The following is a 24,765-nucleotide window of genomic DNA, read 5'->3' on the forward strand; positions in this document are numbered from 1 at the left end:
ATAAGACGTGTTAGCAACCAGTAAAAGTTACAAAATCGATTACACTTTTTTCAAAATTCTATCTTGAGCCCTTGTACTGCTCCACAATTTCTTCGAAAAACTGCTCGGCCTCTTCTTTTGTGGGTTGTTTTACCGGGCGAACCAGGCGGAAACCAATAAACGGCGAATCGGCATTCCACCAGTAGCTGCGTGGAATTTGCGGGTCGCGGCGGTTCCATTCCATATCTGATTTAAGACGGGCCGCCGGGCGCAGGTTTACAGCAGGATCGCCAAAGTGACCGCCTTTAATGGTGCGCGGATTCTTAGCTGTGGGCTTGTTCCAGGGATCCGTGGCACTTATTTTAGAAAGATATTGCGGATCGTATTGGTCCATCGTCCACTCGGCTACATTGCCCGGGATGTCGTAAAGGCCCCAGGCGTTGGGTTTCAGCTGTCCAACTTTATGATATTTGATATCGCTGTTGCCGGAAGACCAGGCGTACTGCGCCAGTTGAGCAGTATCTTTTCCAAATGGATAAGCGGTGGTGGAGCCGGCACGGGCTGCATATTCCCATTCAGCCTCGGTGGGCAGGCGGTAAAACACGCCGGTTTTTTTATAGAGCCACTGGCAGTACATCAGTGCACCGTATTGGCTCATACTGTTGGCGGGGAAGCCGCCGGATTTGCCCATACCCAGGGTCAGATCGATGTAGGGAGGGCTTGGGCGTGTCATGCCGTCAGGCAGTTCTTTTTCTTTATCAGGATCGGCGTAGAAGTCATAGGCGTCGAAAGTTACCTCGGTGGCGCCCATCCAAAAGGCATCTATCTTTACCTTTTTCTGTGGCCCCTCGTCTGCGCCGCGGCCTTTTTCTGAGGCGGGGCTGCCGATCATAAACTCGCCGGCCGGGATAGGTACCATTTTAAAGGTGATATCGGAGCCCGGAATTTTCTGGTCGTAAGCCGTAAAGTCCGGTTTGTTTTGAGCAAAGGCTGCGCTGCCAAGTAGTGCGGGCAGCAGGAGAGCCATGGTTTTTTTCGTCATCAATAGAATTTATAAAAGAAAGAACAAGATCGGGGCTTGAATTTATCAAATTGTTCCGGCGAATGCAATCAGTTTTTGATGAGCATTAACCAATCATGTAAAAACTTGCATTTTTTTTAGGATTACCGGCAATTAGCTGAAAAAAGCTATTAAATTTAATGGCATATCACGAACCCTTATCTAACTATTATTAATATGGAAAGAAGAAAGTTCCTTCAGCATGGTACGCTGGCGGGTATTGGCTCCCTCACGTTTGGTGCCGCCGCCGCAAGTGTGTTACCGGCTGAGTCCACGTTACAAGACAAAGGAAAACCGTTTAACCTTGATTACGCCCCGCACGCAGGCATGTTTAAAAACAGTGCCGGCGAAAGCTTCCTGGACCAGATCAAATTCATGTACGACCGGGGCTTCCGTAGCCTGGAAGACAATGGGATGATGGGCCGCAGCAAAGAAGAGCAGGAAAAGGTTGCGCAGCTGATGAGCAAGCTGGGCATGAAGATGGGTGTATTTGTTATAGACGCCGGCGACAACTGGAAAGTGTCCCTGGCTACTGGAAAACAGGAATTTAAAGATCGTTTTGTAGATGTGTGCACCAGAGCCGTGGAAGTGGCTAAGCGTGTAAACGCCAAATGGATGACGGTGGTGCCCGGCTATTTCGAGCGTAACCTGCCCATAGGCGTACAAACCGGTAACGTAATCGACGCGTTGCGCCTTGGTTCAGACATCCTGGCGAAACACGATCTTACAATGGTACTGGAGCCGCTGAGCGATAATCCGGATCTTTTCCTGCGTACAGCCGATCAAACGTATATGATTTGCCGCGCGGTTAACAGCCCGGCCTGTAAGATCCTGTACGACATTTATCACATGCAGCGTAACACCGGGCAGCTGATTCCCAACATCGACTGGTGCTGGAGCGAAATTGCCTATATCCAGATCGGGGACAACCCTGGCCGTAAGGAACCTACGTCCGGCGAAATCAATTATAAAAATATCTTCAAACACCTGCATAAAAAAGGATATAAAGGCATCCCGGGTATGGAGCATGGTAATGCACAACCCGGAAAAGATGGCGAAACCGCCCTCATTAAAGCCTACCGCGAAAGCGACAGTTTCCTGTAAATATACCAGGGCCGCGGTTTTGCGGCCCTTTATTTTTTTAAGTTGAACCCCATGACACTCCTGAAAATTGTGCTGCTCTGCCAGCTGATCGGCTTTGGCGTAATCGCCGGCCAGTCGTTTTATTATCTCGTTTGCTTTTCCAAAGTTTTGCAGGAACTGCCTGCCCGCGAATACATCCTGATGCGCCAGGCCATCAACCGGCACATTAGCGCCCCCTTCCGATTCGTGTATTTGTTCCTGTTAGTGAGTTGTGTGCCCGTGATCGTCCTGGCCGCTCGTAACTATTGGTGGTACGCGGCTATGCTGCTTTTCCTGCTGGATTTGTTATTAGCATTGAAGGCAATAATACGATCAACAAAATAATTGCCGGCTGGAATGCCGATGCCCCACCAGCTGACTGGACCGTTTACCGCGACCATTGGGCAAAGATTTTTGCAGGACGCCGGTGTTGGCAATCGGCTCATTTATATTGATGATGATCATGTTGGTGGAGCGGATGGCATAAAAAAGCGCCTGGTTAAAGGCGCTTCTTTCGTTTTACAATCCAAGTTTTTCTCTCACCCACAGCACTGCAACGCCGGGCCAGGTATTAATAACCGGGTCTTTCGGCGCCATGCCGTATCCATGTCCGCCATGATCAAAAATGTGTAGGCTGGCTGGAATTTTATTGGCTTTGAGTGCATTATAGAACAGCAGGCTGTTTTCTACCGGTACGGTTTTGTCGTCCGTAGAGTGGATCAGCAGGGTGGGAGGCGTATTCGCATCCACCGAATGCTGTGTAGATAATTTATACACGAGGTCGGCAGGAGGATTATCGCCGAGGAGGTTGCGGGCGCTGCCTGCATGTTTAAACTCGCCCTCCAACGTAATTACCGGGTATACGAGAATAGAAAACGCCGGGCGGGAGCTGTATTGCTCCAGTGAATCCTTCGAGCCGGGATTGGCCGCTTTGTGAATCGTGGTCAGCATAGAAGCGAGGTGGCCACCAGCAGAAAAACCGATCACGCCGATTTTGTCCGGGTTTACTTTCCAGCCGGCTGCTTTTGATTTCACGATGCGCATGGCGGCGGTAACATCGTTGTACTGATCGGGGTAACGCGATCCGCTCTGCGCAGCATCGTTCAGCCGATAGTGGAGTACGATGGCGTCGAAACCCTCGTTGTTAAAGAATTTGGCAACGTCCGAGCCTTCGTGGCCCACAGCCAGGTGGCCATAACCACCACCGGGACATATTAAAATGGCCGCTCCATTGCGTTTGTCGCCATTGGCAGCAAAGTGTTCGATGTACGGAGCTTCCGTGTCTTTGGAAGTGCCGCCGATCTTCAACCCTTTTTTATCCGGATACAAATAAAATTTTTCCTGAGAATAAACGGATGCGGCGCTGATCATAATAAGTACTGATAAAAAGAATTTTTTCATGTTGGGCCCTACGCGTGGTTTTAAATAACGGGGAACGCTGTCAGAAAGATATAAAAAATTATACCGCTTTTATAGATGTGTTGCCCTGCGTTTGATCATTCCGCCCTTGGTGTCGTTAATATTGTGCTGGATGATGAACGCCTTTTCATCGATCTTTTCAATCTCGTCAATAATTTTATGCACTTCCAGCCGGGTAACCACGGTATAAATGATATCAATTTCATTATCTACCTCTCCTCGTTTCCCGTAACCACTTTTGCCTTTAAATACCGTAACGCCTTTGCGCAACTTGAGTGTCAGTGTTTTGCGTACCAGATCGGCCTGGTTGGAAATAATCGTGAGTGCAATATATTCCTCGAAACCGCTGATCACAAAATCGACTGTTTTAGAGGCGCTCAGGTAGGTGAGCATGGCATAAAGCGCGGTTTCCACGTTAATAAGAATGGCAGCCACCGCAAAAATCACCACGTTAAAGTACATGATTACCTCCCCAACAGACAAAACCGTTTTTCGGTTGATGAATAGCGCGAGTACCTCTGTTCCGTCGAGTACGGCGCCGCCGCGAACGCTCATACCGATGCCCGCACCCAGAAAGAATCCACCAAAGATGGCGATCAGCAGTTTGTCGTGCGTGAGCACCGGCGCCTCGATAAAAATAAGGCTGGCCGCTAATCCAAGAATAGCGGCCAGCGTTTTAATGGTGAATGTTTTAGAAAGCTGTTTGTATGCCAGTAAAATGAATGGCACGTTCAGTATGATGAGCAGCACCGATACTGAAATGCCCGTTAACCGGTTAATGAGCAGTGAGATGCCCGTTACTCCACCGTCCAGGAAACCATTCGGCAATAGAAAACATTTAAGGCCGATGGCAGCCAGCATTACGCCGATGGCGATCAGAAACACGTCCTGCGCGTTCTGGATCACGCTGAGACGGGCAATTCGTTCTCTACGGGTAGTGTTCATGGGGCACCGTTTTTAGGATTACATCCTTTCCTGGGAACGCAGCCAGCGCTCCGGAATCTCATTGTTACTGGCAATAAGATAATCGCTGTACGCGCAGGGTATAAATTGTTTGTCCGGCAACTGCATCCACCAGCGGCCGGTTTTTTTGCTCTTTAAAAAAGTAGTGTTGATTTCCGACGCCACATGAAACTCCGGGAAGGCTTCGCGCTCATGCAACATGGATTCCTTTGCCTTTACAGACCGGCCGTCCATAAAGTACCAGAGCATCTGCGCTACCTGTTTGGCGGTAATGCGGTCCTTATCTTTGGCTGGATTGTAACCGTAAAGACCATACGTACTTAACTGGGAGCTCATGCCTGCGTAGCGGGAGAGGGCACAGGCCTCTTCGCCGCTAAAACCGTTCGGCGAAAGTGTGTTGGACGGCGAATCGGAATGTTTAATCATGCACAGGTCCACGCTGAACATATCTGTAGTACGTAATACCGGCTCAATTTCCTCCAGGTTTTCGCGGACTTTACCCAGGCGGAAGCAGTCGAACCGCAGTTTGTCGGGGTTTCGAGCATACGCGGTTGTACAAAGTAGCTCTGGAAGCCAATGTGGTTGTAATGACGAATGTAGTTTGGCTGTTCGGTAAACAGCTGCATAAGAAAACCGGTATCCGCGGTAGACGACTCTTCCATCAGGTCGATGAGTGCGTCGGCGACGGATATTTCAATAATATATTTTTTATCCGCGTAGGCACGATACTGCGCATACGTCAGGTCGTGCGAGCCGCCGAGTATGATCACCGTTTTATTAGCGTCGATAAATTCGGTAAGTACCGCGCGCATGGCAGCGTAGGCATCGATCAGCGTATTGCCGGCCAACAGGTTTCCTGCATCGGCGATTTTGAGATCGCGATGCCAGTGATACAGGCGGTAAAACTCACTACGGATGTTATCGGGGCCATTGGTGGATGTGGTACGGGCAAAGCCGCCCCGTTGTTCGCCTACTCCTAAAAGGATAATATGCGCGGCTTCAAAATCAGGAATTTGTTCCTCGTCCTCATAAAGGTCCACGAAGTGCCCTATCTGGAAGTCGTCATATTCGTTCTCATCATTCAGAAATGATTTGGAAACGGGCGATAAGAAATCTTGCAGGTGCGAAAAGTCAATCATTCACAACGGATTTAATTGCTCGCAAACCTAACAAGAAAAAAAAGAAATTGAGTGGTAGATTTAAAAAACGGGAGGAAAAAGTATCTGCGCCGGATATGGTATCTACGATGTTACTTTTTAATAACGTTTCTCTGCTCTGCGTAATCAGTTCTTGTGGATAATAAATTCGAATGCGCGTGGCTCCTTACGGAAGAATGCCTTCTCCAGTACGCTGCGCTTGCTGCTAACGCGATGTTTGTTACAATCTGCTACTTCCGCTGCCGTGGAAATGTAATCCATTGTCTCGATCAATGAAAGCATATCGCTCAGTTGTTTCACTTCGTTCTGAATCTGCTGTTCATTGTAGCGGTCTTCATGAAGCAAGATCAATAAGTCTCTTTCTACAGGCTTCATCTGAATAAAATTTGAGTGTTCTCTGATTAGTTGACATTTGCTTTTAGCATTTTCTAGGATAGAGGTTCATTAGGCTAAATGGCTCAATGCATCCGTTTTTATTCATCGTGGGACAGCCGCAATCATTTTTCTTTAAGACCCCGCAACCCTGTGACAGCAAACCAACAGATAACAGTAACAACAAAATCCAATGTACTTTTTTCATTCTTTTAGTCTTCGTTTAAACTTCCAGCCGCATGAAGTTTACTGTTTCTTAACAATGAGCATTTCTAAATTAAACTATTTTCGTAAAAAAAAACATAATTATTTGTTCAAACCTTCTCCTGTTCCAAAAAAATCCTCATAGTTCCACTGGACTGGGGGCTGGGCCATGCCACGCGGGACATTCCGCTCATTGCTGAACTATTAAACGCCGGTTGCGATGTGCTTATTGCGGCGGAAGGGAAGCATGCGGCGCTGCTCGCCCGGGAGTTCCCACAGCTCACCATTTTGCCGCTGGCAGGGTATAAAATTACCTATGCCAAACGCGGGGTGTTTTTGGGCTGAAGATCGTGCAACAAATCCCCAAAATCCGCCGTGCCATTGCCAATGAGCAGGCCTGGCTCAAAAAGCGGTACGGGAACACGGGATCGATGCCGTAATTTCCGATAACCGGTTCGGGCTCCATCATCCCGGTATTCCCTGCGTTTTTATTTCCCACCAGTTGCTGATCAAGACGCCTTTTGGTGGTATTACAGAACGTATCTTGAAGAGAATCAACTACTTCTACATAAAAAAATACACTGAGTGCTGGGTGCCCGACTTTAAAGGTGAACCCAATCTTAGTGGCGAACTGGCCCACCCGTCCGACCTTCCGGACAATGTTACTTTCCTGGGTTGCCTGTCCCGTTTCGAGAAAAAGCCCGGAGTGCCCCAACGTTATGACCTGCTCGTGCTCATATCTGGTCCCGAGCCGCAGCGTACACGTTTGGAAGAGCTGGTGATCTCCCAGATAAAACCACTGCCTGTTAAGGCCTTGATTGTCAGTGGAATACCGGATCAGGTATTTAAAAATGAAGTGGCGCCCGGTATTACGCACGTAAGCCACCTCAATGCCAAAGAACTGAATGAAGCCATGTTGGCCTCGGGACTGGTGCTCAGCCGCTCGGGCTATACCACGCTCATGGACCTCGCGAAGCTTGACAAAAAGGCCATCCTCGTACCAACACCGGGACAAACCGAACAGGAATACCTTGGTAAATGGTTGATGGAGAAAGGTTATTTCTATAATGTAATGCAGCAGGACTTCGACCTGGCGAAAGTGCTGAAGGCGGTAAAAAACTTCCCCTTCCGCTCGTTTAGTCAGGAGCAGGATATGCACGCTTACCGGTCAATTGTGCGCCGTTTCGCCGAATCTTTGCAGGCCAAAGGCCAGGTTCCGGAAAAACAGGCTCATGTATAGAAGGCCTAAACTTTTACTGGTTAACCGGCCAGCTCGTTTTTGAGTGCTTCGACCGTTTTCTTATCGTTCCCCACAAAAATTTTCTTTCCGATTATCGCTACCGGGCGTTTAAGGAACGTGTATTCCTGTAAAATCAGGTCGCGGTAGTCGTTTTCGGTCAATGTTTTTTCGTGCAGACCCATGGGACGATATTTCATGGAGCGACGGCTGAACAAAGATTCGTAAGTGCCGGAAAGCGCTTTCATCTCGTCGAGCTGCGCGGGCATAATAGGTTCTGATTTTATATCCTGCAGTTTTACACCTTTTTCAACGGCGCCCACTTCGCCTAAAATGCGCTGACAAGTGGAGCAGGACGACAAATGATAGATTTTTTTCATGCCGGCAAATTTAAAGAAATCACATCATCATCAACATTAATTTAGAAACAGGTATTTGCTTACTTTTACCCAATGAGTAAGAAATTGTTTTTATTAGATGCAATGGCGCTGATCTATCGCGCCTATTATGCATTGATTCGCAGTCCGCGCATTACCAGCAAGGGCCGCAATACCAATGCACAATTTGGTTTTACTTCCACCTTGTTCGACCTCATCAACAAAGAAAAACCTACCCACATAGCCGTTGCTTTTGACACAGCGGCGCCTACCGAAAGGCATACCGAATTCGTTGAATACAAAGCCAATCGCGAAGAAGCTCCGGAAGATCTGCTGGACGCGCTTCCCGATATCAAAAAAATAATTGAAGGATTTAATATTCCGGTGCTGGAGCTGGACGGCTATGAGGCCGATGATATTATCGGCACTATTGCCTGGCAGGCAGCCGCGCAGGGATATGAAGTATACATGGTAACCCCGGATAAAGATTATGGCCAGCTGGTAAAAGATAATGTATTTATCTGGAAGCCTCCATACCAGGGTAATAAAGAAGAAATTATGGGGCCGAAAGAGATCTGTGCCAAATGGCAGATCCAGGATGTGCACCAGGTGATAGATATTTTAGGCATGATGGGCGACGCTGTGGATAACATTCCCGGTATCCCCGGCGTAGGCGAAAAAACGGCCATGAAACTGCTGGCCGAATATCATTCGCTGGAAAATGTGCTGGCGAACGCAGACAAAATCGGGGGAAAGATGGGCGAAAAAATTAAGGCTGGCGCCGAAAGCGCGATTCTTTCGAAAAAGCTCGCCACTATTATTACCGACGTTCCCGTGGAGTTTCATGAAGAAAACTTCTGCATCAAAGAAATGCAGAAAGAGTCGCTCAGCGAGATTTTCACCGAACTGGAATTTAAATCGCTTGGCAAACGCATATTGGGCGAAGGTTTTAACGCTATAGCCGGTTCAGATAAGCCCGTGCAGCAGGATTTGTTCGGTAATGCGGTGGAAACTGTGGCTGTTCCTTTAGTTGCAGCGTCCGATGACAACGAGGTGCCGCAATTTGGTTTGCAGGCAGATAAGAATATTGAAAATACTCCGCACGAATACCATCTAGCCGACACTGTTGAAAAGCAACAGGAACTGGTAGCACTCCTGCTCCAACAAAAAGAAGTTTGTTTTGATACGGAAACTACCGGTACCGACGCCAACAACGTTGAACTGGTGGGCATGAGCTTCGCCTGCAAAGCCGGGGAAGCCTGGTACGTGCCCGTTCCCACTGGACGCGATGCTGCGCTGGCCGTCCTGTCTGTATTCAAACCCCTGTTCGACGAAGCGGAAATCACTTTTATCGGCCAGAACCTGAAGTACGATATGTTGGTGCTGAAGTGGTACGACTATCAAATTAAGGGAAAGATATTCGATACCATGTTAGCGCATTACCTTATTGAGCCGGAAGGCCGCCGTAGCATGGATATGCTGAGTGCGCAATACCTGCAGTACGCACCTGTTTCCATCGAAACGCTCATCGGTAAAAAAGGTAAAAACCAGGGCAACATGCGCGATGTGGAAATTGAAAAAATTAAGGACTACGCCGCGGAAGACGCCGACATCACCTTACAGCTGAAGGAAAAATTTCAGCCCATCGTGGATGCCCGCGAGGTGAGCAAAGTGTTTTATGAAGTGGAGAACCCACTTGTGAAAGTACTGGTGGATATGGAGTTCGAAGGTATAGCGATCGATCACAATACGCTAGCCGATTACTCGAAACAACTGGAAACGGATATTCGTCGCGCCGAAGAAAGCGTGTACGAACAGGCCGGCGTGCGCTTTAACCTTGGTTCACCAAAGCAACTGGGTGAAGTGCTGTTCGAAAAACTGCAACTCGACCCCAAGGCGAAGAAAACCCGCACCGGGCAATATGCGACAGGCGAGGAAGTGCTGGCAAAGCTGGCAAATAAAAGCAAAATCGTAGAAGATATTTTGATTTACCGCGAGCTGACCAAACTGAAATCTACTTATGTCGATGCGTTGCCTACTATGGTGAATGCGCGTACGGGCCGCGTCCATACGTCGTACAACCAGGCCGTAGCGGTGACGGGCCGCCTGTCCTCCAACAATCCAAACTTACAAAACATCCCTATCCGCACAGAACGTGGCCGCGAAGTCCGCAAGGCATTTGTACCACGCAATGCGGAATACACGCTGCTCTCTGCCGATTACTCCCAGATAGAACTGCGCATCATTGCCGCCATCAGCGAGGATGAAAGTATGATCGCCGCATTTAAAAACGACATTGATATTCACACCGCTACTGCATCCAAGGTTTATGGCGTTGATCTGGGCGATGTAACTTCCGATATGCGCCGCGCCGCCAAAAGCGTGAACTTTGGTATCATCTACGGACAAAGCGCATTCGGCCTCAGTGAAAACCTGGGTATCTCGCGCACCGAAGCCAAAACGTTGATCGACAACTACTTCGCGCAATATCCGTCCATTAAAAATTATATGGAAAAACAGGTGACCTTTGCACAAACGACAGGTTATGTACAAACGTTGCTCGGCCGCAAGCGCTGGCTGAAAGACATTAACTCTTCCAATGCGGTAGTGCGCGGTTACGCCGAACGAAATGCGATCAACATGCCGATACAGGGAACTGCGGCAGATATGATCAAACTGGCGATGATCAGCATTCATAAGGAGCTGAAGCAACAGAATTTTAAATCAAAGATGTTGCTGCAGGTGCATGACGAGTTGGTGTTTGATGCACACCTCGAAGAACTTGACCGATTGAAACCCATGATCCGCGACTGTATGGAACGCGCACTGCCTATGGCCGTAAAAGTGGCAGTAGAAATAGGTACTGGCGCCAACTGGCTCGAAGCACATTGATTATAAATGTTTTAAGGGTGGTTAGTGAGTGCTCCTAACCATCCATTTTTTTATTAACCCCATTGGAAAATTCAATTTCCTTTACTAGTTTTCTCCCATGATCGAAACCTCAAGGTTACAATTGTTGCCCTGCACCCTCCACCACTTTGAAGCGCTGTTCAGGGCGAAGAAGTGCTGGCGGACCTGTTGGATATAACCGTACCGGATGACTGGACCGAATACCCCGAAATGGTATTACTCGCCTACGATAAACTTCGGAACGATCCCTCTATGCTTGGCTGGTTCTTTTACCTTGTTATTCATAAAGAGGATAAGCAACTGATCGGCACCGGCGGCTTTAAGGGTAAGCCGGGCGAAAGCGGCGTGGTGGAAATCGGCTACGAAATTGCACCCGCTTACCGCGAACAGGGCTACGCCACTGAAATGGTTAAGGCGCTGATCGATTTTTCCTTTAGTCATACCTATATTGATAAGGTAAGGGCGCATACGCTCGAGGAATACAATGCGGCTGTAAAAGTGCTGCAAAAGGCGGGAATGCATTTTGCCGGGGCGTTTACGAGCGAGGATGAGGACGAATTGTGGCGCTGGGAGATCTCGCGCAGCGATTATAAGCCCTAAACCGCTCTTCCCAAACTTTGCCGCGGTGTTGAACGGGTTTCGTTATATTTGGTCCGTTTAAAAAAATCAATCATTATGAAGAAATGGATAATGTTCGCTGCGGTGCTGAGCACTACTGCGGCATTTGCTCAAACCAACACCAACAAAGAAGGTAGCAAATACGAGTTTACCACTATTAAAGATCTGGAAGCCACCGGCGTTCAAAACCAGGGGCAAACCGGCACCTGCTGGTCTTTTCCGGTCTTTCTTTTTTGAATCTGAAGTATTGAAAGCGGGTAAAGTGAAAAACGCTAACCTGAACCTGAGCGAAATGTTCGTGGTGCGTAACATGTATCCGTTAAAAGCGGAGAATTATGTGCGTATGCATGGTAAAGCCAACTTCGCAGAAGGTGGTGGCTTCCCGGACGATCTGCTGTGTCTGAAAAGATTCGGTATGGTGCCCCAGAGCGTGTACGATGGTAACCGCAACAAAACATATAACCATGCCGAAATGGTAACACTGTTAGAGGGTATCGTTAAGCCGCTGGGCGACGCGAAAGCGGTTAATCCGGCCTGGAAGAAAGCATTCAATGGCGTGGTAGATGCTTATATGGGCACTGCTCCCGAGAAATTCGAATACGAAGGCAAAACCTATACGCCGCAATCTTTTGCAAAATACCGGGCCTGAACGCCGATGATTATGTGGTGATTTCTTCTTTTACTCATCATCCATTCTATAACCAGTTTGTACTGGAAGTACCCGATAATTGGAACTGGGAAAGTGTATACAATGTGCCCCTGGCCGATTTCACTAAGATTGCCGAAACTGCCGTAACCAATGGTTACTCGATTGCCTGGGCTGCGGATGTAAGTGAAAAAACTTTCGCTTACCGCGACGGTCTGGCCATCATTCCGGAAAAAGAACTTGCGGATATGAGCCAGCAGGAGCGTGCTTCCCTCTACACACAACCGGGTAAAGAAAAGGTAATTACCCGGGAACTGCGCCAGGAGGCGTTCGACAACTTCGAAACGCAGGACGACCATGGCATGCACATCACTGGTATCTACAAAGACCAGAACGGCACCAAATATTTTAAAGTGAAGAACTCATGGGGTACCGAAAATCCTTGCGGTGGCTACTTCTACGCTTCAATGCCATACTTCGCCTACAAAACCACCTGCTACATGGTGAATAAGAAGGCGATCCCCGCGGATATTGCCAAAAAAATGGGCATCAAGTAATTGCACAGCATTTATTATACAGAAAAGCCGCCTTTACTACAGGGCGGCTTTTTTTATGTTGAATATTGTATCTTTAAAAAGCAGCATCTCCCTATTCATAACCTCAAAATTCAACATATGCCTGCAGCAGTCCCCAATTCCAAGCCCCGCTTGTCATCCGACCGGTTGAGGGAGCTTATTTCGCCGTTTATGCTCAACCGCGACCAGCACCCATTGCTGGTAATCGGCATCCGCGGTTATTACCTCAATACTTTAGGAGAAGCCAACCAGAACGACCGCAGTATTTACGACGATGCGTTGTTCATTGATTCCCCATTTGTGACCGCGGCTTTTAACGCTAATACAGATCCGTCTACTTTCCGTAAGGGCAGTGGCACCGGCGCGGCTAAAGGCATGGCCTGTCTTCGCCCGGGCTTGTGGAAGGCGCACCAGTTTGGATTGCACAAAGGGCAGTACGGCGCTGGTGCAGACAAAAGGTGCCGTCACCGTGGTTCGTGATGGTTCGCCGGATTACGAGGACACCGGTATGTTTGGTATCAATATCCACCGCGGCGGGTATAACACTACATCAAGCCTCGGTTGCCAAACGATTCACCCCACGCAGTGGGACAGTTTCATCAACCTGGCGAAAGATCAGGCGTCCCGCATCTGGGGGCAGCGATGGAATAAGGAAGTGGTGCCTTACATCTTAATCGACAATAAGGGACAGGTTTAGTGTTTGCCCTCGCGGCGATCGGTTTGTTCCAGTGATCCCAGCCGGAACCGGAATGGTATGTTCGTTTTTTCTCAAGCATCCATTCCTGTTTGCAGAAAAAACCAAAGTGCTGCTGGTAGTTGTTGGCAGGTGATAACCGGAAGTAACCAGCCGCGCGTTGCAGCGTATCGGTAGTTGGGCGAATGCGGAAAGCGTTGATAGGTGCGGGTTTTAACGCCACGGTTTGCGCACGGCTTTGCGCAGCGAGTAATAACATCAGTATAAAAAAGAAACCTTTTTTCATATGTTGATATTTAAAGCACGGCATCGTAGCTGCCTACTCCTTCACGTACCAGTTCCGGCTCCCCGCTGGTGCAGTCGATCACGGTAGAAAAACGCATGCCGCCCGGACCGCCATCCACAACGATATCCACCAGTTTGCCGAATTTATCATGGATGATTTCCGGATCGGTATATTCTTCCACGTATTCTTCCACCGGCAGCGAAGTGCTCATTACCGGGTTCCCTAATTCCTTAACGATAGTGCGGCAAATGTTATTGTCGGGTACACGAATACCCACGGTATCGCGTTTGGTTTTCAGGAGCTTGGGCACTTCCCGGCTGGCGTTCAGTATAAATGTATACGGACCGGGCAGCGCTTTTTCAGCACACGAAAAATAGGCGTGTCCACACTTTTTGCATAATCCGATAAATGGCTCAGATCGTAACAAATAAAGGAGAAATGGGCTTTTTTAGGGTCGATCTGCTTGATACGGCATATGCGTTCCACGGCCTTATGCTGAAAGATATCGCAGCCCATACCATACACGGTATCAGTAGGATAGATGATGATCCCGCCATCTTTCAGGCACTCGATAATGGTTTTCAGGTGCCTCGGATTCGGGTTCTGCGGATGGAGCTCTAGTAACATACTTAAACTTACTGCATTATTCTCATTTAACAATTCAATCAACAGAATGTTACAAATCTGTTTTTAAAATAATCTTTATAACTTTCCGCCGATTTAGAAAAACCGTGAATGAAAACAAAAGGAATTGTTCCCCAGGATCTGGCGCAAACTGAAAATCGTTCTGCTCGTTCTGTTTGTTGCGCATCTGGTTTATATAGTAATGTTGAAATGGGTTAATCCGCCTACAACTTTAACCATCATTGGCGCGCGCTTCAGTTTGATTGGCTCCGACAAAAGTTTAAACGCGACTGGGTGGATTATGCAGAAATCTCGGCTACAGCAAAGCTGGCCGTTATTTCCAGCGAAGACCAGTTGTTCCCCGATCATGAGGGATTCGATTATAAGTCCATCGAAAAAGCGATGGAGGAAAGTAAGAAGGGCAAACGCAGGAGAGGCGCCAGCACGATCAGCCAGCAGGTAGCCAAAAACGTGTTCCTCTGGCAGGGGGCGGGTGGTTCCGCAAGGGCCTGGAAGTGTATTTCACTTTCATGATTGAAAAATTATGGGGTAAAAAGCGCATCCTCGAAGTATATCTGAACGTGGCGGAAATGGGTGAGGGTATTTTTGGGATAGAGGCCGCAGCGCAGACTTATTATAAAAAGAAGGCTTCTCAACTGAACCGCGAAGAAGCGGCCATGATTGCCGCATGCCTGCCGAACCCGATTACGCATACCGTGGTTCCACCCGCGCGTATTACCGTATGGCGACAGAAGCGCATCCTGCAACAGATGCGGAACCTGGCGCCGGACCCGGATATAAAGGAAATGATCTACAATATACCCAGGAAAAAGGAAAGCCCGGAGAAGTAACTCCGGGCTTTTGCTATTTTAAGAAGATGTGTTTGTCAATTGCATGGATCGCTGTCCGGAGCCGCTCGTCGTATCCACCGCGGATGTCGGCCCAGGGAAGCCTTGATTGAATCACGATATCGCGGTAAATATTGTAAAAATACTGCCGTTCTTCCGGATCCGGATGTTCGCGTTGCGGATCATGCTCCCACTCAATATCAATATAAGTAAGAAGATAAAGGTTATAATCGCGTTCGGCGATCATTTGCAGGATGTGCGGGTCGCAATCGCCGTACTTTGCCTCACTCCATACCTTTACCACGTGCAGATCGGTATCGCAGATGAGCAGCTGGTTCGCACTTGGCTCCAGTGTATCTTCCGCGGCCAGCTGGCCTTTGGCGATTTCAGTAAGGTCAGCTTTTTCGTAGGGCGAATGTAACCGGTCGATATAACCGCGCGCAAACTCCGGCACCCATACCGTTTGGTAATGTTGGGCGAGTTGTTCGCTCAGCGTACTTTTTCCCGTTGACTCCGGACCTATGACAACTACTTTTTCAAGATGCAGTTTTTGATTGCTCACGGTAAATACGCAGCCACTGAAAATAGCCCATTACCGCGATAATGAACAGGAAAACCGTGAGCAGCGCTGTAAGCGCGAGATGTTTATAGAACAGCAAAGGTATCGCTACAAAGTTGGAGATGTTTAGGAAAATCCAATTTTCCAATTTGCGTTTGGCCAGCAGCCACATGCCTGCCCAGGCTGTGGCGGAAACAAATGCATCCAGCATAGGCGTGGTAGAATCAGTATGATGTGACAATACAAACCAGATAAGCGCCCAGCCAATACTCGAAATCGCGACCGCGGTGTACAGCTCTTTCCCATTTATCCGGCTTACGGATGTTTTCGTGCTGTTGCGCATCTTTGCGCGTCCAGATGTACCAGCCGTAAATGCTCATGATGAGATAGTAAGCATTCAGCGAAGCTTCGGCGTACAGGGCGGCCTTTACAAACAGGTAGATGTAAATAGCCGTGCTAACAATGCCTGTAGGGTACACCGCGATGTGGTTTTGTTTGGAAAACAGTACGCTCAGCACGCCGAACAGTACCGCAATTCCCTCCAGCCAGGTCATCGCCTGGAAACCTTTGATCAGTTCTATGTAAATCTGCTCCATGTTTATTTTTTATCGCCGATCAGCGTGCCGGAAACATTCCATGCGCTGAAGCTGCCACCTTCGGGTTTGCCGAGCGGGATCGCAACTTTAAATGTGTGCGTGCCCGGTTTCAGGTGGGGCAGGGGAACATCTACTGGTAAAGTTAATGTTCCGGGGCACCAGTTGGAGCGGCTAAGGTCAGAAGAGCTGAGCCCGGAACCAAAGTTGCCGGATGCAGGGTTACTCAGGCGATAAACCGCGCAGTCCGTGCGCCAGGGAATGAAATGATACACGCGCTGTCCGTCCACGAAGATCTCATTCAGCTTCGGATTAAACTCATCGCCGCCGCCCCAGCCGCCGTGCCCGGTGGTGATGTAGCGCAGTTTCAGGTTGCTCACGCCCTGTGGAATCGTCACCGTAACGGTCAGCGAATCTTTTTCGAACATAGTACCGTATTCCTGTCCGGTCATTTCCATTACGTTCGTGGTGTTAAAGATCGGGCTGATCCGGTAGTGTGTGCCGCCTCCGGACGTTCGCCATCAAACCCGGGGTAATATTTAAAGTCAAGGCTCACTTTGTGGCCGCCTTTGTCGTAGTTGCCGATGAAAACACCTACCCACACTTCGCCTTCCAGCTGGGGGATCAACTCAGTTACATCCTGTTTGTAGATTACTGAGTCTGCCCAGTTATACCCTTTGATCTGCACCTGTTGGTTAAAATGCCTTACCCCAAATGGTGTGAAGAAACGCATGATTTCAAGTAACGGCTCATATTCGCCTGTGGCCACCGTACCCTGGTATGCTTTGCCATTGCGTGCAGTAAAGGACGGAAGCGCTTTTGCGCCATCCTGCAGGCCTTTCAGAAAGGTTTCTTTTTATTAGCAGGGATGGCAAAAACAGACCCGGTGCGATCGTATGCGTCGCCATTGGAATATTGCGTCAGTTCCACGAACAGGTTCTGCCCGCGGCGGGCTTTGGGAAGATTTACCTTTTTCAGGACAATGGTGCCGCCGGAATAGTGGTACGTCTGGTTCAGTTGCTCACCTTGTGGATTCTGGATGGTGTTACCGAAACTAAGCTGTTCCTGGGTGAAGATGTTTACTGTTTTGTAACGGCTGCGGATAATATTCGCCTGGTAAGTAGGTTCGTCTACTTCCTGTGTGTTGCTGGCCGGCCAGTTCAGTTCTTTATCGGTTATCGTACGGTAGCTGATATCTTTCGCAAAAGTTTCAGCATTGCCATTGCGTACCATTTTCAACACCAGTCCCAATTGAGGCGCAATCGAGATACTTGGACTACCCTTCACTGCAAGCGCTGTGGTGTACCATACTTCGATGGCATTGGAGCGAACGGTCAATTTGGCTTTTTTACACGGCAGGCCCAGGATGGTAGCGGTGTCTGGAAGTAGCGTCGCTTCCGCGTAGCTGGAAAATGGTTTTTAAGGAGATAGTTGCCGTCTTCCAAGGAAAGCAACTGCAGGCTTGCCTGCTGGCCGTAGTCCGGTACTGTTGTTCGCGGCCACCATTACCTTGTACGAGGGTTGCTTTTCCATCTTTGATGAATAGTTTCAGGTTTGCACCCGGCATTTCTTTGCCATTGTTACGGATTCCGTAGGTGATTACGGCTTCTTTTGCATTGGCTTGTTGTTTTGTTACACTGTTTTTCTGGGCGTGCAGTGGCTGTTGCGCGAAAGTCAACAGCGCCAATGCCGCCGGCATAAATCCTTTCATAATCAGGTTTTTGGATCACAGGGGCGTAAAGCTATTAAAAGATGTGGGAAAACTGGTCGGAGCTTACATGGCTGGCGGAAAAATAAAAGCACGACCAGATGGCCGTGCTTACTTACTATCATTCACGTAACGAAAGTCTGGATTATTCTGCTTCTGCTACTACCTCTTTTACTTCGGGAATCATGCGTTTCATCATGCCTTCGATGCCTGATTTCAGCGTGATCATGGAAGAAGGGCAGCCAGAGCAGGAGCCCTGGAGCATCAGTGTTACCACGCCGTCGTGGTAGTCTTTGAACTGGATAGCGCCGCCATCCATTTCCACGGCTGGTTTTACGTAGTTTTCGAGCAATTCCTTAATGCGGGTCACGATGTCGTTTTCATCGGTGCTCAGCACAGGCTGTTCTATATCTTCCTCGTTAATAACGCCACGGTTATCTTCCAGGTATTCTTTCAGGAACGCTTTGATGGAAGGAATTACATCGGTCCAATCGGTATCCGGCGTTTTAGCTAACGTCACAAAGTTGCTGCAAATGAATACGCCACGGATAAAGGGGAATGTAAACAATTCAGCCGCAAGCGGAGAAGCCTTTGTGCTGGCCGCATCCGGGAAATCGATGGATTTGTTCGGATATAACAGCTTGTTCACCACGAATTTCATCGTTTCCGGGTTCGGCGTCATCTCCGTATAAATGCTGATGATTGGATTTCCTGTCTTAATCATTTTTATCAATTTAACTTGAGCAAAGTTAGCAACTTTCGGTCATATGGATGGCAAATAAACGCCGTAGGACCATCGAATTTTGTGATCTGGCTATAGGTTTGGCCTATTTTTGTTTTATATATTGATGTTCAGAGCGATAACAAATTAAAATCTATTTCTATTTTTGTGCTATGCAACAGACAAAGACTTTACATCCCCGTAAACGGATCGCGTTGATTGCGCACGACCATAAGAAGGCCGAAATGATCGAGTGGGCGGTGTATAACAAAACCGTACTTTCCCGTCACGAGTTGTATGCTACCGGTACCACCGGCAAGTTAATTGAGGAGGCATTAGACGTCCCGGTGCGGAAGCTCCTCAGCGGTCCACTCGGCGGCGACCAGCAAATCGGCTCTATGGTAGCCGAAGGTAAGATAGACGTTATCATTTTCTTCTGGGATCCTATGGAAGCGTTGCCCCACGACCCGGACATTAAAGCGCTCCTGCGGCTGGGTGTGGTTTGGAATATCCCGATGGCCTCTAACAGGGCCTCCGCTGATTTTCTGATGACCTCGCCACTGATGCACCAGGATTATACCGTGATATTGCCCGACTACTCAGTATACGTAGGTAGAAAGGTGAACTAAGCGGATGAGAGAATTTAAGGGCAACGTTGTGAGATCTTTGTGGTGGCAGCAACGCGCTATCTCACGGGAAGGATTTTTGCCGGAAATATGGGTCCGGAGCCGGTTCGTTTACACATTAAAGATATCCAGTCTGCCTAACGAGGATGCCTAAAAAAAAGAAAAGTCCGCTGGACAGCGGACTCTGTTACTAAACTAACCCAAACAAACGTTTAAATTAAATAGTTTAATGTCAACGTTGTAAATTCTTTATATCGTTTTGGCTAGCCAGCCGGATGCTCCGGCCTCCGCCCCACCAAATTTTTTATTTTTTTGCCTGACCGGCGCTACGTTATGCGTTTGCCGCCGCAGCCCGTTGTTCCAGCAACTTTGCCTTGATCTTATTCTCGATCTCCACAGCCAGTTCAGGGTTATCGGTCAGCAGTTGCTTCACCGCATCACGGCCCTGTCCCAATTTATTGCTGTCGTAGCTGAACCAGCTACCGCTTTTCTGTACGATGCCGAATTCTACCCCCATGTCGATAAGTTCACCCACCTTAGATACGCCCAACCCGTAGATGATATCGAACTCTGCCTGACGGAAAGGTGGAGCTACTTTGTTTTTCACCACTTTCACTTTCACGCGGTTACCTACTGCCTCGTCACCATCTTTAATCTGGCTCATACGACGGATGTCCAGGCGTACGGATGCGTAGAATTTGAGCGCATTACCACCGGTAGTCGTTTCGGGGTTACCGAACATTACGCCGATTTTTTCGCGCAGCTGGTTAATAAAGATGCAGCAGCAATTGGTTTTGGAGATAGTGGCGGTGAGCTTACGCAGTGCCTGAGACATCAAACGTGCCTGCAGGCCCATTTTGCTTTCTCCCATTTCACCCTCCAATTCGCCTTTCGGCACCAGGGCTGCAACGGAGTCAATTACCACCACGTCTACTGCACCGGAAAGAATCAGGCGGTCGGCGATTTCCAGCGCCTGCTCACCGTGGTCCGGCTGAGAGATCAGCAGCGAATCCACATCAACGCCTAAACGTTGTGCATAAGCGCTGTCGAATGCGTGCTCCGCATCGATAATAGCACAAATGCCACCTTTTTCTGTGCTTCCGCGATAGTATGAATAGCTACCGTGGTTTTACCCGAAGATTCCGGGCCATATATTTCAATGATTCTTCCTTTAGGGAACCGCCAATGCCAAGCGCAATATCCAAACCGAGCGATCCCGTAGAGATCACCTCCATTGGTTCGGTACCTTTTTCGCCCATCATCATAACGGAGCCCTTACCGAAATCTTTTTCAATTTTGTCCATTGTAAGGCGAAGCGCCTTCAATTTTTCTGCATTGGCTGTTGACATATTAGTAAGTGTTTTTACAAATTTAATGGTTATGCTAAGGTATAATCTTTATTTCGATTTATCCTAAAAAAATTAGCATTTATTATTGTTTTGCTAATTTCTATAGCATTGTTCGTTTTTATCGGGGTTAACTCGCAAGGACAATACAAAGATCGTCCGTCGCCGCGCAGAGGATATGCGCAGTAAATATTCATCAAAAGAAATGACAAAAAATCTTCGCTAGCGAATTATCCACCAGGCCACCAGCTGTGCAAGGATGCCGGTAAACAGTCCTATATACACCTCCCAGGTAGTGTGGGCGGAGAGTACCAGCCTCGATGTTGCAGCGATGCCTGTAAACACCAAAACAACGCCCAGGGGAATGGCCACATTCAGGCCCATACCCCACATCAGCACAAGGAAAAAGCCGATAACGCCTCCCCAGCCCGTCGTGTGCATACTGATCTTTATAAAGCTGTTCGCCACCAGGCAAACGCTCGCCGTAATAAAGATGCCAAGGAAAAATGCAGTGAAAAATGGAGGGGCCTTGCCCTCTCGCAAGAATGTATAGAAAGTCCAGAAGTAAAAAATGATAGTAGCCACGTATGGGATAATACGGTCCTGCTGTTTTTCCATATGGATGCTGGAAACAAACTTTAGCGCCACGGCCAGTGTAACTACCAGCATCGGAAACAGAAGGGTATTAACACCCACACGGAAGTAGAGTTTGTCGTAAGGCAGGCGGATACTGTCCATCCGGAAAGGAGTGAAATACTCGGGCAGCGCGGTAACGGCCATAAATGTCACCAGCATCGGCAGAAAAAGCGGATGCAACAGGTAAGAGAATAATTTGGCCGCGAAGGTAACGCCGTCCGGAAATTGCGGGGGCGCCGGATGGCGTGCTGTCAAGTTTTCCATTATATATTGTCTAAAAGGTCCTAACGACTTCGCGCGAAATTAGAATTCTTTCGGCATACCGTCCAGTGATATTTGAAGGATACGTAAAATCCGGCGATGGATTGAAAAGAAAGAGCCCGGCTGGAAGGCCGGGCTGCAATATCAACCTGAATAATTTATAACTCTTTGCGGAGGCGCGCTACCGGAATGTTCAGTTGTTCACGATACTTTGCCACCGTACGGCGGGCAATGTTATACCCCTTGTCCTGCAGCATTTTGGTAAGGTTTTCGTCGCTCAGCGGCTTGCGTTTGTTTTCGCCGCCTATGAGGTCCGACAGGATTTTTTCACCTCGCGGGTAGAAACTTCCTCGCCGCTATCGGTGGACAGGGATTCCGAGAAGAAAAACTTCAGTTTGAAGGTGCCGAACTCCGTTTGTACGTACTTGCTGTTGGCTACGCGGCTCACGGTCGAAATGTCCAGCTGGGTGATGTCTGCTATGTCCTTGAGGATCATAGGTTTCATGGTGGTTTCGTCGCCCGTGAGGAAAAAATCGTGCTGGTAGTTCATGATAGCCTCCATAGTAGACAGCAGCGTGTGCTGGCGTTGTTTAATGGCGTCGATGAACCACTTGGCGGCATCTATTTTTTGTTTGATAAAAAGTACGGCCTCTTTCTGGCGCTTGTCCTTTTTGTCGCCGCGGTCGTAATCGCGCAGCATATCGCGGTAGCCTTCAGAGATGCGGAGGTCGGGGGCGTTCTTGGAATTGAGCGATAATTCCAGTTTGCCATTATTATTTAAGATGAAGAAATCCGGGATCACGTAGCTTTCGGCTTTGTTGATAGTGGCATGGTTGCCGCCGGGCTTTGGATTCAGTCGAATAATCTGAGTGATGGCCTCTTTCAGGTCGTCGTCGTTCAGTCCGAGCGATTTCTGGATTTTTTCGTAGTGTTTCTTGGTAAACTCATCGAAATAATAGTCCAGGATCTGGACAGCGGTAATTACTCCCGGATCATCCTGTGGACGGCGGCGAAGCTGTAACAGCAGGCATTCTTTGAGGTCCGCGCAGCAAACGCCGGGCGGGTCAAATTCTGGATCACCTTGATGAGTTCCTTGATTTCCTCTTCATCGGTAGAAATATTCTGGGAGAAAGAAAGGTCATCGACAATCGCACTTACTTCGCGGCGCAGGTAGCCGTCGTCATCAATACTGCCGATAATTTGCTCTGCGATGGCCGATTTCCGCGGATCCAGCTCCAGCATTCCCAACTGATCGAGAAGATAGTCGTGAAAAGAGGTTTCCACCTTAATAGGAATGGTTCTGTTTTCGTCAGGATCCGGGTAATTGTCGTCGCGTAACTTATAGTCGGCAATTTCGTCGTCGCCTTCACTTACATATTCGGAAATATCAATGTTGTCGTATTCGTTTTCGCTGCCATCGGGCTCAAAATCGTCCGTTTCGCCATCACTGCTTTCGTCTGGCGTATCGTTGTTGGAAAAATCATCGGCAGGCTGTTGCTCGTCTTCGCCATACTCTAATGCGGGATTTTCTTCCAGTTCCTCTTTGATTCGTTCTTCAAGAATGGCAGTGGGAACCTGCAGCAGTTTCATTAATTGAATCTGCTGGGGAGAAAGTTTCTGCAGGAGCTTCTGCTGTTGTGTCTGCTTTAACATGACTTATCTATCGGGCTCGAGATTAAAGATATATACAGTTTTTTCATGTGATCGTCCGTTGTTGGCAGCACGTCAAGATGACTAATCCAGGTTTAATTCTAATTCCAGCTGCGATGGTAGCAAGCGGAATGTTTTTCGGTGATAGGGTGTATCGCCATGTACCCGTATAGCCTCGCGGTGTTGTCTAGTTGGATAACCTTTATTTTCGTTCCAACCGTAATTTGGAAACTGATCATGAAGCTGGTGCATGAAGTCATCCCGGTAAGTTTTGGCAAGAATGGAAGCGGCGGCTATAGAAGCATACTTCCCATCGCCCTGGATAATGCATTCATGCGGCGTTTGGCCGTATGGCGTAAAACGATTCCCATCAACAAGGATCAACCCGGGTTGCGTCAATAATTGTGCCAATGCTTTGTGCATGGCCTTGAACGAGGCTTTCAGGATGTTGATCTCGTCTATTTCCACGTTGTCGCAACTGGCCACCGCATAGGCTAAAGCCTTCTCTTCAATAATAAACCGGAGTTCATTGCGATGTGCTTCTTTCATTTGTTTTGAATCGTTGAGCAGCGGATGCCGGAATTTCGGCGGCAGAATAACGGCCGCGGCAAAAACAGGTCCTGCCAGGCAGCCCCGTCCAGCTTCATCACAGCCGGCTTCCATCAATTCTTTCTGAAAAAAGACTTTAACAAAGGGTCAGTTTTAATTGCGGTAAAATTACAAAAATGGGATTGCTAAAAAACAGAAGATTATAAACGGTACATAATGGAAGCGCCGTAGGAGAGGTTGCCCGAAATGTAGGCGGCCAGTCCCGGCTCCTTGATAAATAATATGCCGAACCGCTGCTCCACCCCGAAACTTACTTTGCCCTGCGGGAAAAAACGTACCCCAAATGGGAACATTAGCCCGGTTTCAACACTGTTTTTCATGCGGTGGTACATGGTCACCTGCTGCACCGAGGGCTCGGATCCATCTTCGTATGCTACGGAACGGGTAAGTCTTTCGCGGATTTCGCCTGAGAAACTGTACATCAGCCTTATTCCCGCGCCCCCTAATAGCTGAATCCTGCGCCGGTGCGTGCTTTTGAGCAGGAAGTCGGCGTTAATGCCGATGTACTGCCGCCTGGGCTTGTAAGCAACGCGCGTAATGCGTGTGGCGTCGTTGGTGCGGATGGCCGTATCGAGCGAGATGGTTTTGTAGTTGTGATTAACATATTCTACACCCACACGCAGTTCTTTTCGCAGGTTGTACGCGTCATGACGTTTATTGTAAAACTGCCAGGCGGTGTAGACTGCGATGTGTGCGCCACCGGTATTTATAAATTGATCTTTCTCGCGGTAAAGCGTGTCTGTATTGAAAGCGGGGAACTGATTTGTTTCTTTCACCCTGGATGGCATTTCGGAAAGTTGGCCGGGTCGGGCGCCGGAAAAATATGCGCCGGCATAGCCGTGTATGCTGCTTAACTTCAGCGCCGGTTGCTGTGCGAGGGCTAACTGGCAACAGAGCGAGGATAACAGGAGGCACAATATGGTTCGCATGCAGGGTCGAAATAATTCTATTCTAATATACAGATA

The 24,765-nt window shown here is 48.5% G+C and carries 28 protein-coding genes and 5 pseudogenes; 14 read left to right on the forward strand and 19 right to left on the reverse strand.

The genetic code is table 11. From position 1 onward, the window contains the following. Positions 1-58: 58 nt before the first annotated feature. Positions 59-1,021, reverse strand: a complete 963-nt coding sequence (locus MKQ70_RS28405; protein ID WP_248077062.1) for a formylglycine-generating enzyme family protein — start codon at positions 1,019-1,021, stop codon at positions 59-61. A gap of 195 nt (positions 1,022-1,216) precedes the next feature. Here MKQ70_RS28405 and MKQ70_RS28410 point away from each other — a divergent pair, with 195 nt between their 5' ends. Together MKQ70_RS28410 and MKQ70_RS28415 are read left to right on the forward strand one after the other, a co-directional pair. Next, on the forward strand, positions 1,217-2,143 hold the full coding sequence (locus MKQ70_RS28410; RefSeq protein WP_248077098.1) for a hydroxypyruvate isomerase family protein: 927 nt from the start codon (positions 1,217-1,219) through the stop codon (positions 2,141-2,143). 51 nt (positions 2,144-2,194) lie between these two features. Continuing rightward, positions 2,195-2,506 carry an anthrone oxygenase family protein gene (locus MKQ70_RS28415; protein ID WP_248077101.1) on the forward strand — a complete coding sequence of 104 codons (312 nt, stop codon included), beginning with the start codon at positions 2,195-2,197 and terminating at the stop codon, positions 2,504-2,506. A gap of 174 nt (positions 2,507-2,680) precedes the next feature. On the opposite strand, the gene MKQ70_RS28420 is transcribed toward MKQ70_RS28415, so the two are convergent. From MKQ70_RS28420 to MKQ70_RS28440, 5 genes are all read right to left on the reverse strand, one after another. Beyond that, the gene (locus MKQ70_RS28420; protein ID WP_248077104.1) at positions 2,681-3,490 is read right to left on the reverse strand and encodes an alpha/beta hydrolase; all 810 of its coding nucleotides are present in this window, start codon (positions 3,488-3,490) and stop codon (positions 2,681-2,683) included. A 141-nt stretch (positions 3,491-3,631) separates the two neighbouring features. Then, positions 3,632-4,525, reverse strand: coding sequence for a YitT family protein (locus MKQ70_RS28425; protein ID WP_248077107.1), 894 nt, complete (start codon positions 4,523-4,525; stop codon positions 3,632-3,634). Positions 4,526-4,543: 18 nt separating this feature from the next. Continuing rightward, entirely contained in the window at positions 4,544-4,981 is a 438-nt protein-coding gene (locus MKQ70_RS28430; protein ID WP_248077109.1) for an arginase family protein, read from the reverse strand. Beyond that, the gene (locus MKQ70_RS28435) at positions 4,966-5,682 is read right to left on the reverse strand and encodes an arginase family protein (RefSeq protein ID WP_248077120.1); all 717 of its coding nucleotides are present in this window, start codon (positions 5,680-5,682) and stop codon (positions 4,966-4,968) included. The genes MKQ70_RS28430 and MKQ70_RS28435 overlap by 16 nt, the downstream gene beginning before the upstream one ends. Before the next feature lie 144 nt (positions 5,683-5,826). Beyond that, positions 5,827-6,075, reverse strand: a complete 249-nt coding sequence (locus MKQ70_RS28440) for a hypothetical protein (RefSeq protein ID WP_244836519.1) — start codon at positions 6,073-6,075, stop codon at positions 5,827-5,829. A 423-nt stretch (positions 6,076-6,498) separates the two neighbouring features. On the opposite strand from MKQ70_RS28440, the gene MKQ70_RS39860 reads away from it, so the two are divergent. Both MKQ70_RS39860 and MKQ70_RS28445 read left to right on the forward strand, forming a co-directional pair. Beyond that, complete coding sequence (locus tag MKQ70_RS39860; protein WP_282456845.1) at positions 6,499-6,621, forward strand: hypothetical protein; 123 nt, start codon at positions 6,499-6,501, stop codon at positions 6,619-6,621. A 247-nt stretch (positions 6,622-6,868) separates the two neighbouring features. Beyond that, positions 6,869-7,516 carry a glycosyltransferase gene (locus MKQ70_RS28445; RefSeq protein ID WP_248077122.1) on the forward strand — a complete coding sequence of 216 codons (648 nt, stop codon included), beginning with the start codon at positions 6,869-6,871 and terminating at the stop codon, positions 7,514-7,516. Between the two features lie 20 nt (positions 7,517-7,536). Here MKQ70_RS28445 and MKQ70_RS28450 read toward each other — a convergent pair whose 3' ends face one another. Next, entirely contained in the window at positions 7,537-7,893 is a 357-nt protein-coding gene (locus tag MKQ70_RS28450) for an arsenate reductase family protein (RefSeq protein WP_248077125.1), read from the reverse strand. 72 nt (positions 7,894-7,965) lie between these two features. Here MKQ70_RS28450 and polA point away from each other — a divergent pair, with 72 nt between their 5' ends. The 7 genes from polA (at position 7,966) to MKQ70_RS28485 (ending at position 13,336) form a co-directional block, all read left to right on the forward strand. After that, on the forward strand, positions 7,966-10,782 hold the full coding sequence (gene polA / locus MKQ70_RS28455; protein WP_248077127.1) for a DNA polymerase I: 2,817 nt from the start codon (positions 7,966-7,968) through the stop codon (positions 10,780-10,782). 171 nt (positions 10,783-10,953) lie between these two features. After that, a complete protein-coding gene (locus MKQ70_RS28460; protein ID WP_248077139.1) occupies positions 10,954-11,400 on the forward strand; it encodes a GNAT family N-acetyltransferase in 447 nt (148 codons plus the stop codon). Between the two features lie 75 nt (positions 11,401-11,475). After that, entirely contained in the window at positions 11,476-11,655 is a 180-nt protein-coding gene (locus tag MKQ70_RS28465) for a hypothetical protein (protein WP_248077142.1), read from the forward strand. Positions 11,656-11,680: 25 nt separating this feature from the next. Continuing rightward, entirely contained in the window at positions 11,681-12,067 is a 387-nt protein-coding gene (locus tag MKQ70_RS28470) for a hypothetical protein (protein ID WP_248077145.1), read from the forward strand. A gap of 14 nt (positions 12,068-12,081) precedes the next feature. Beyond that, positions 12,082-12,621 (forward strand): C1 family peptidase, encoded by a 540-nt coding sequence (locus MKQ70_RS28475; RefSeq protein WP_248077148.1) that lies wholly within the window; start codon positions 12,082-12,084, stop codon positions 12,619-12,621. Positions 12,622-12,738: 117 nt separating this feature from the next. After that, on the forward strand, positions 12,739-13,119 hold the full coding sequence (locus tag MKQ70_RS28480) for a hypothetical protein (protein ID WP_248077151.1): 381 nt from the start codon (positions 12,739-12,741) through the stop codon (positions 13,117-13,119). Next, positions 13,109-13,336: a hypothetical protein gene (locus tag MKQ70_RS28485; RefSeq protein WP_248077154.1), complete on the forward strand. Its 228-nt coding sequence runs from the start codon at positions 13,109-13,111 to the stop codon at positions 13,334-13,336. Before MKQ70_RS28480 ends, MKQ70_RS28485 begins: the two co-directional genes overlap by 11 nt. A gap of 293 nt (positions 13,337-13,629) precedes the next feature. On the opposite strand, the pseudogene MKQ70_RS28490 reads toward MKQ70_RS28485, so the two are convergent. Further along, positions 13,630-14,246: pseudogene (locus MKQ70_RS28490) on the reverse strand (L-threonylcarbamoyladenylate synthase). 291 nt (positions 14,247-14,537) lie between these two features. Between MKQ70_RS28490 and MKQ70_RS39865 the strand changes: the two are divergent. Together MKQ70_RS39865 and MKQ70_RS39870 are read left to right on the forward strand one after the other, a co-directional pair. Beyond that, positions 14,538-14,777: a transglycosylase domain-containing protein gene (locus MKQ70_RS39865; protein ID WP_308199224.1), complete on the forward strand. Its 240-nt coding sequence runs from the start codon at positions 14,538-14,540 to the stop codon at positions 14,775-14,777. Beyond that, the gene (locus MKQ70_RS39870) at positions 14,774-15,094 is read left to right on the forward strand and encodes a transglycosylase domain-containing protein (RefSeq protein WP_282456846.1); all 321 of its coding nucleotides are present in this window, start codon (positions 14,774-14,776) and stop codon (positions 15,092-15,094) included. Before MKQ70_RS39865 ends, MKQ70_RS39870 begins: the two co-directional genes overlap by 4 nt. 13 nt (positions 15,095-15,107) lie before the next feature. On the opposite strand, the gene MKQ70_RS28505 is transcribed toward MKQ70_RS39870, so the two are convergent. From MKQ70_RS28505 to MKQ70_RS28535, 6 genes and pseudogenes are all read right to left on the reverse strand, one after another. After that, a complete protein-coding gene (locus MKQ70_RS28505; RefSeq protein WP_248077165.1) occupies positions 15,108-15,653 on the reverse strand; it encodes an AAA family ATPase in 546 nt (181 codons plus the stop codon). Next, positions 15,628-16,246: pseudogene (gene pnuC, locus MKQ70_RS42845) on the reverse strand (nicotinamide riboside transporter PnuC). Before pnuC ends, MKQ70_RS28505 begins: the two are co-directional and overlap by 26 nt. 2 nt (positions 16,247-16,248) lie before the next feature. After that, the gene (locus tag MKQ70_RS28520) at positions 16,249-16,701 is read right to left on the reverse strand and encodes a peptide-N-glycosidase F-related protein (RefSeq protein WP_248077172.1); all 453 of its coding nucleotides are present in this window, start codon (positions 16,699-16,701) and stop codon (positions 16,249-16,251) included. Next, a pseudogene (locus tag MKQ70_RS42850) lies at positions 16,701-17,581 on the reverse strand (PNGase F N-terminal domain-containing protein). Before MKQ70_RS42850 ends, MKQ70_RS28520 begins: the two are co-directional and overlap by 1 nt. Before the next feature lie 10 nt (positions 17,582-17,591). Next, a complete protein-coding gene (locus MKQ70_RS28530) occupies positions 17,592-17,954 on the reverse strand; it encodes a hypothetical protein (RefSeq protein ID WP_248077174.1) in 363 nt (120 codons plus the stop codon). 142 nt (positions 17,955-18,096) lie between these two features. After that, positions 18,097-18,675, reverse strand: a complete 579-nt coding sequence (locus tag MKQ70_RS28535; RefSeq protein ID WP_248077177.1) for a NifU family protein — start codon at positions 18,673-18,675, stop codon at positions 18,097-18,099. A gap of 170 nt (positions 18,676-18,845) precedes the next feature. Between MKQ70_RS28535 and MKQ70_RS28540 the strand changes: the two genes are divergently transcribed. Further along, positions 18,846-19,301 (forward strand): methylglyoxal synthase, encoded by a 456-nt coding sequence (locus tag MKQ70_RS28540; RefSeq protein WP_248077180.1) that lies wholly within the window; start codon positions 18,846-18,848, stop codon positions 19,299-19,301. Between the two features lie 328 nt (positions 19,302-19,629). On the opposite strand, the pseudogene recA reads toward MKQ70_RS28540, so the two are convergent. From recA to MKQ70_RS28575, 5 genes and pseudogenes are all read right to left on the reverse strand, one after another. Then, positions 19,630-20,647: pseudogene (recA, locus tag MKQ70_RS28545) on the reverse strand (recombinase RecA). Between the two features lie 219 nt (positions 20,648-20,866). Continuing rightward, on the reverse strand, positions 20,867-21,544 hold the full coding sequence (locus tag MKQ70_RS28550) for a hypothetical protein (protein WP_248077183.1): 678 nt from the start codon (positions 21,542-21,544) through the stop codon (positions 20,867-20,869). Positions 21,545-21,699: 155 nt separating this feature from the next. Beyond that, positions 21,700-23,194, reverse strand: a pseudogene (rpoN, locus tag MKQ70_RS42855) (RNA polymerase factor sigma-54). Positions 23,195-23,275: 81 nt separating this feature from the next. Beyond that, positions 23,276-23,854 carry a ribonuclease HII gene (gene rnhB, locus MKQ70_RS28570; RefSeq protein WP_248081710.1) on the reverse strand — a complete coding sequence of 193 codons (579 nt, stop codon included), beginning with the start codon at positions 23,852-23,854 and terminating at the stop codon, positions 23,276-23,278. An 86-nt stretch (positions 23,855-23,940) separates the two neighbouring features. Beyond that, positions 23,941-24,729 carry a hypothetical protein gene (locus tag MKQ70_RS28575; RefSeq protein ID WP_248077189.1) on the reverse strand — a complete coding sequence of 263 codons (789 nt, stop codon included), beginning with the start codon at positions 24,727-24,729 and terminating at the stop codon, positions 23,941-23,943. Positions 24,730-24,765 lie beyond the last annotated feature (36 nt).

It is taken from the genome of Chitinophaga sedimenti (assembly GCF_023156195.1).
GTDB classification, from domain to species: Bacteria; Bacteroidota; Bacteroidia; order Chitinophagales; family Chitinophagaceae; genus Chitinophaga; species Chitinophaga sedimenti.

Excerpts from the sequence above, each read along its gene's own strand:
- MKQ70_RS28405 (WP_248077062.1), bottom strand. The coding sequence starts at position 1,021 with ATGACGAAAAAAACCATGGCTCTCCTGCTGCCCGCACTACTTGGCAGC.
- MKQ70_RS28410 (WP_248077098.1), top strand. The coding sequence starts at position 1,217 with ATGGAAAGAAGAAAGTTCCTTCAGCATGGTACGCTGGCGGGTATTGGC.
- MKQ70_RS28415 (WP_248077101.1), top strand. The coding sequence starts at position 2,195 with ATGACACTCCTGAAAATTGTGCTGCTCTGCCAGCTGATCGGCTTTGGC.
- MKQ70_RS28425 (WP_248077107.1), bottom strand. The coding sequence starts at position 4,525 with ATGAACACTACCCGTAGAGAACGAATTGCCCGTCTCAGCGTGATCCAG.
- MKQ70_RS28435 (WP_248077120.1), bottom strand. The coding sequence starts at position 5,682 with ATGATTGACTTTTCGCACCTGCAAGATTTCTTATCGCCCGTTTCCAAA.
- MKQ70_RS28440 (WP_244836519.1), bottom strand. The coding sequence starts at position 6,075 with ATGAAGCCTGTAGAAAGAGACTTATTGATCTTGCTTCATGAAGACCGC.
- MKQ70_RS28450 (WP_248077125.1), bottom strand. The coding sequence starts at position 7,893 with ATGAAAAAAATCTATCATTTGTCGTCCTGCTCCACTTGTCAGCGCATT.
- polA (WP_248077127.1), top strand. The coding sequence starts at position 7,966 with ATGAGTAAGAAATTGTTTTTATTAGATGCAATGGCGCTGATCTATCGC.
- MKQ70_RS28465 (WP_248077142.1), top strand. The coding sequence starts at position 11,476 with ATGAAGAAATGGATAATGTTCGCTGCGGTGCTGAGCACTACTGCGGCA.
- MKQ70_RS28480 (WP_248077151.1), top strand. The coding sequence starts at position 12,739 with ATGCCTGCAGCAGTCCCCAATTCCAAGCCCCGCTTGTCATCCGACCGG.
- MKQ70_RS39870 (WP_282456846.1), top strand. The coding sequence starts at position 14,774 with ATGATTGAAAAATTATGGGGTAAAAAGCGCATCCTCGAAGTATATCTG.
- MKQ70_RS28520 (WP_248077172.1), bottom strand. The coding sequence starts at position 16,701 with ATGGAAATGACCGGACAGGAATACGGTACTATGTTCGAAAAAGATTCG.
- MKQ70_RS28530 (WP_248077174.1), bottom strand. The coding sequence starts at position 17,954 with ATGAAAGGATTTATGCCGGCGGCATTGGCGCTGTTGACTTTCGCGCAA.
- MKQ70_RS28535 (WP_248077177.1), bottom strand. The coding sequence starts at position 18,675 with ATGATTAAGACAGGAAATCCAATCATCAGCATTTATACGGAGATGACG.
- MKQ70_RS28540 (WP_248077180.1), top strand. The coding sequence starts at position 18,846 with ATGCAACAGACAAAGACTTTACATCCCCGTAAACGGATCGCGTTGATT.
- MKQ70_RS28550 (WP_248077183.1), bottom strand. The coding sequence starts at position 21,544 with ATGGAAAACTTGACAGCACGCCATCCGGCGCCCCCGCAATTTCCGGAC.
- rnhB (WP_248081710.1), bottom strand. The coding sequence starts at position 23,854 with ATGGAAGCCGGCTGTGATGAAGCTGGACGGGGCTGCCTGGCAGGACCT.
- MKQ70_RS28575 (WP_248077189.1), bottom strand. The coding sequence starts at position 24,729 with ATGCGAACCATATTGTGCCTCCTGTTATCCTCGCTCTGTTGCCAGTTA.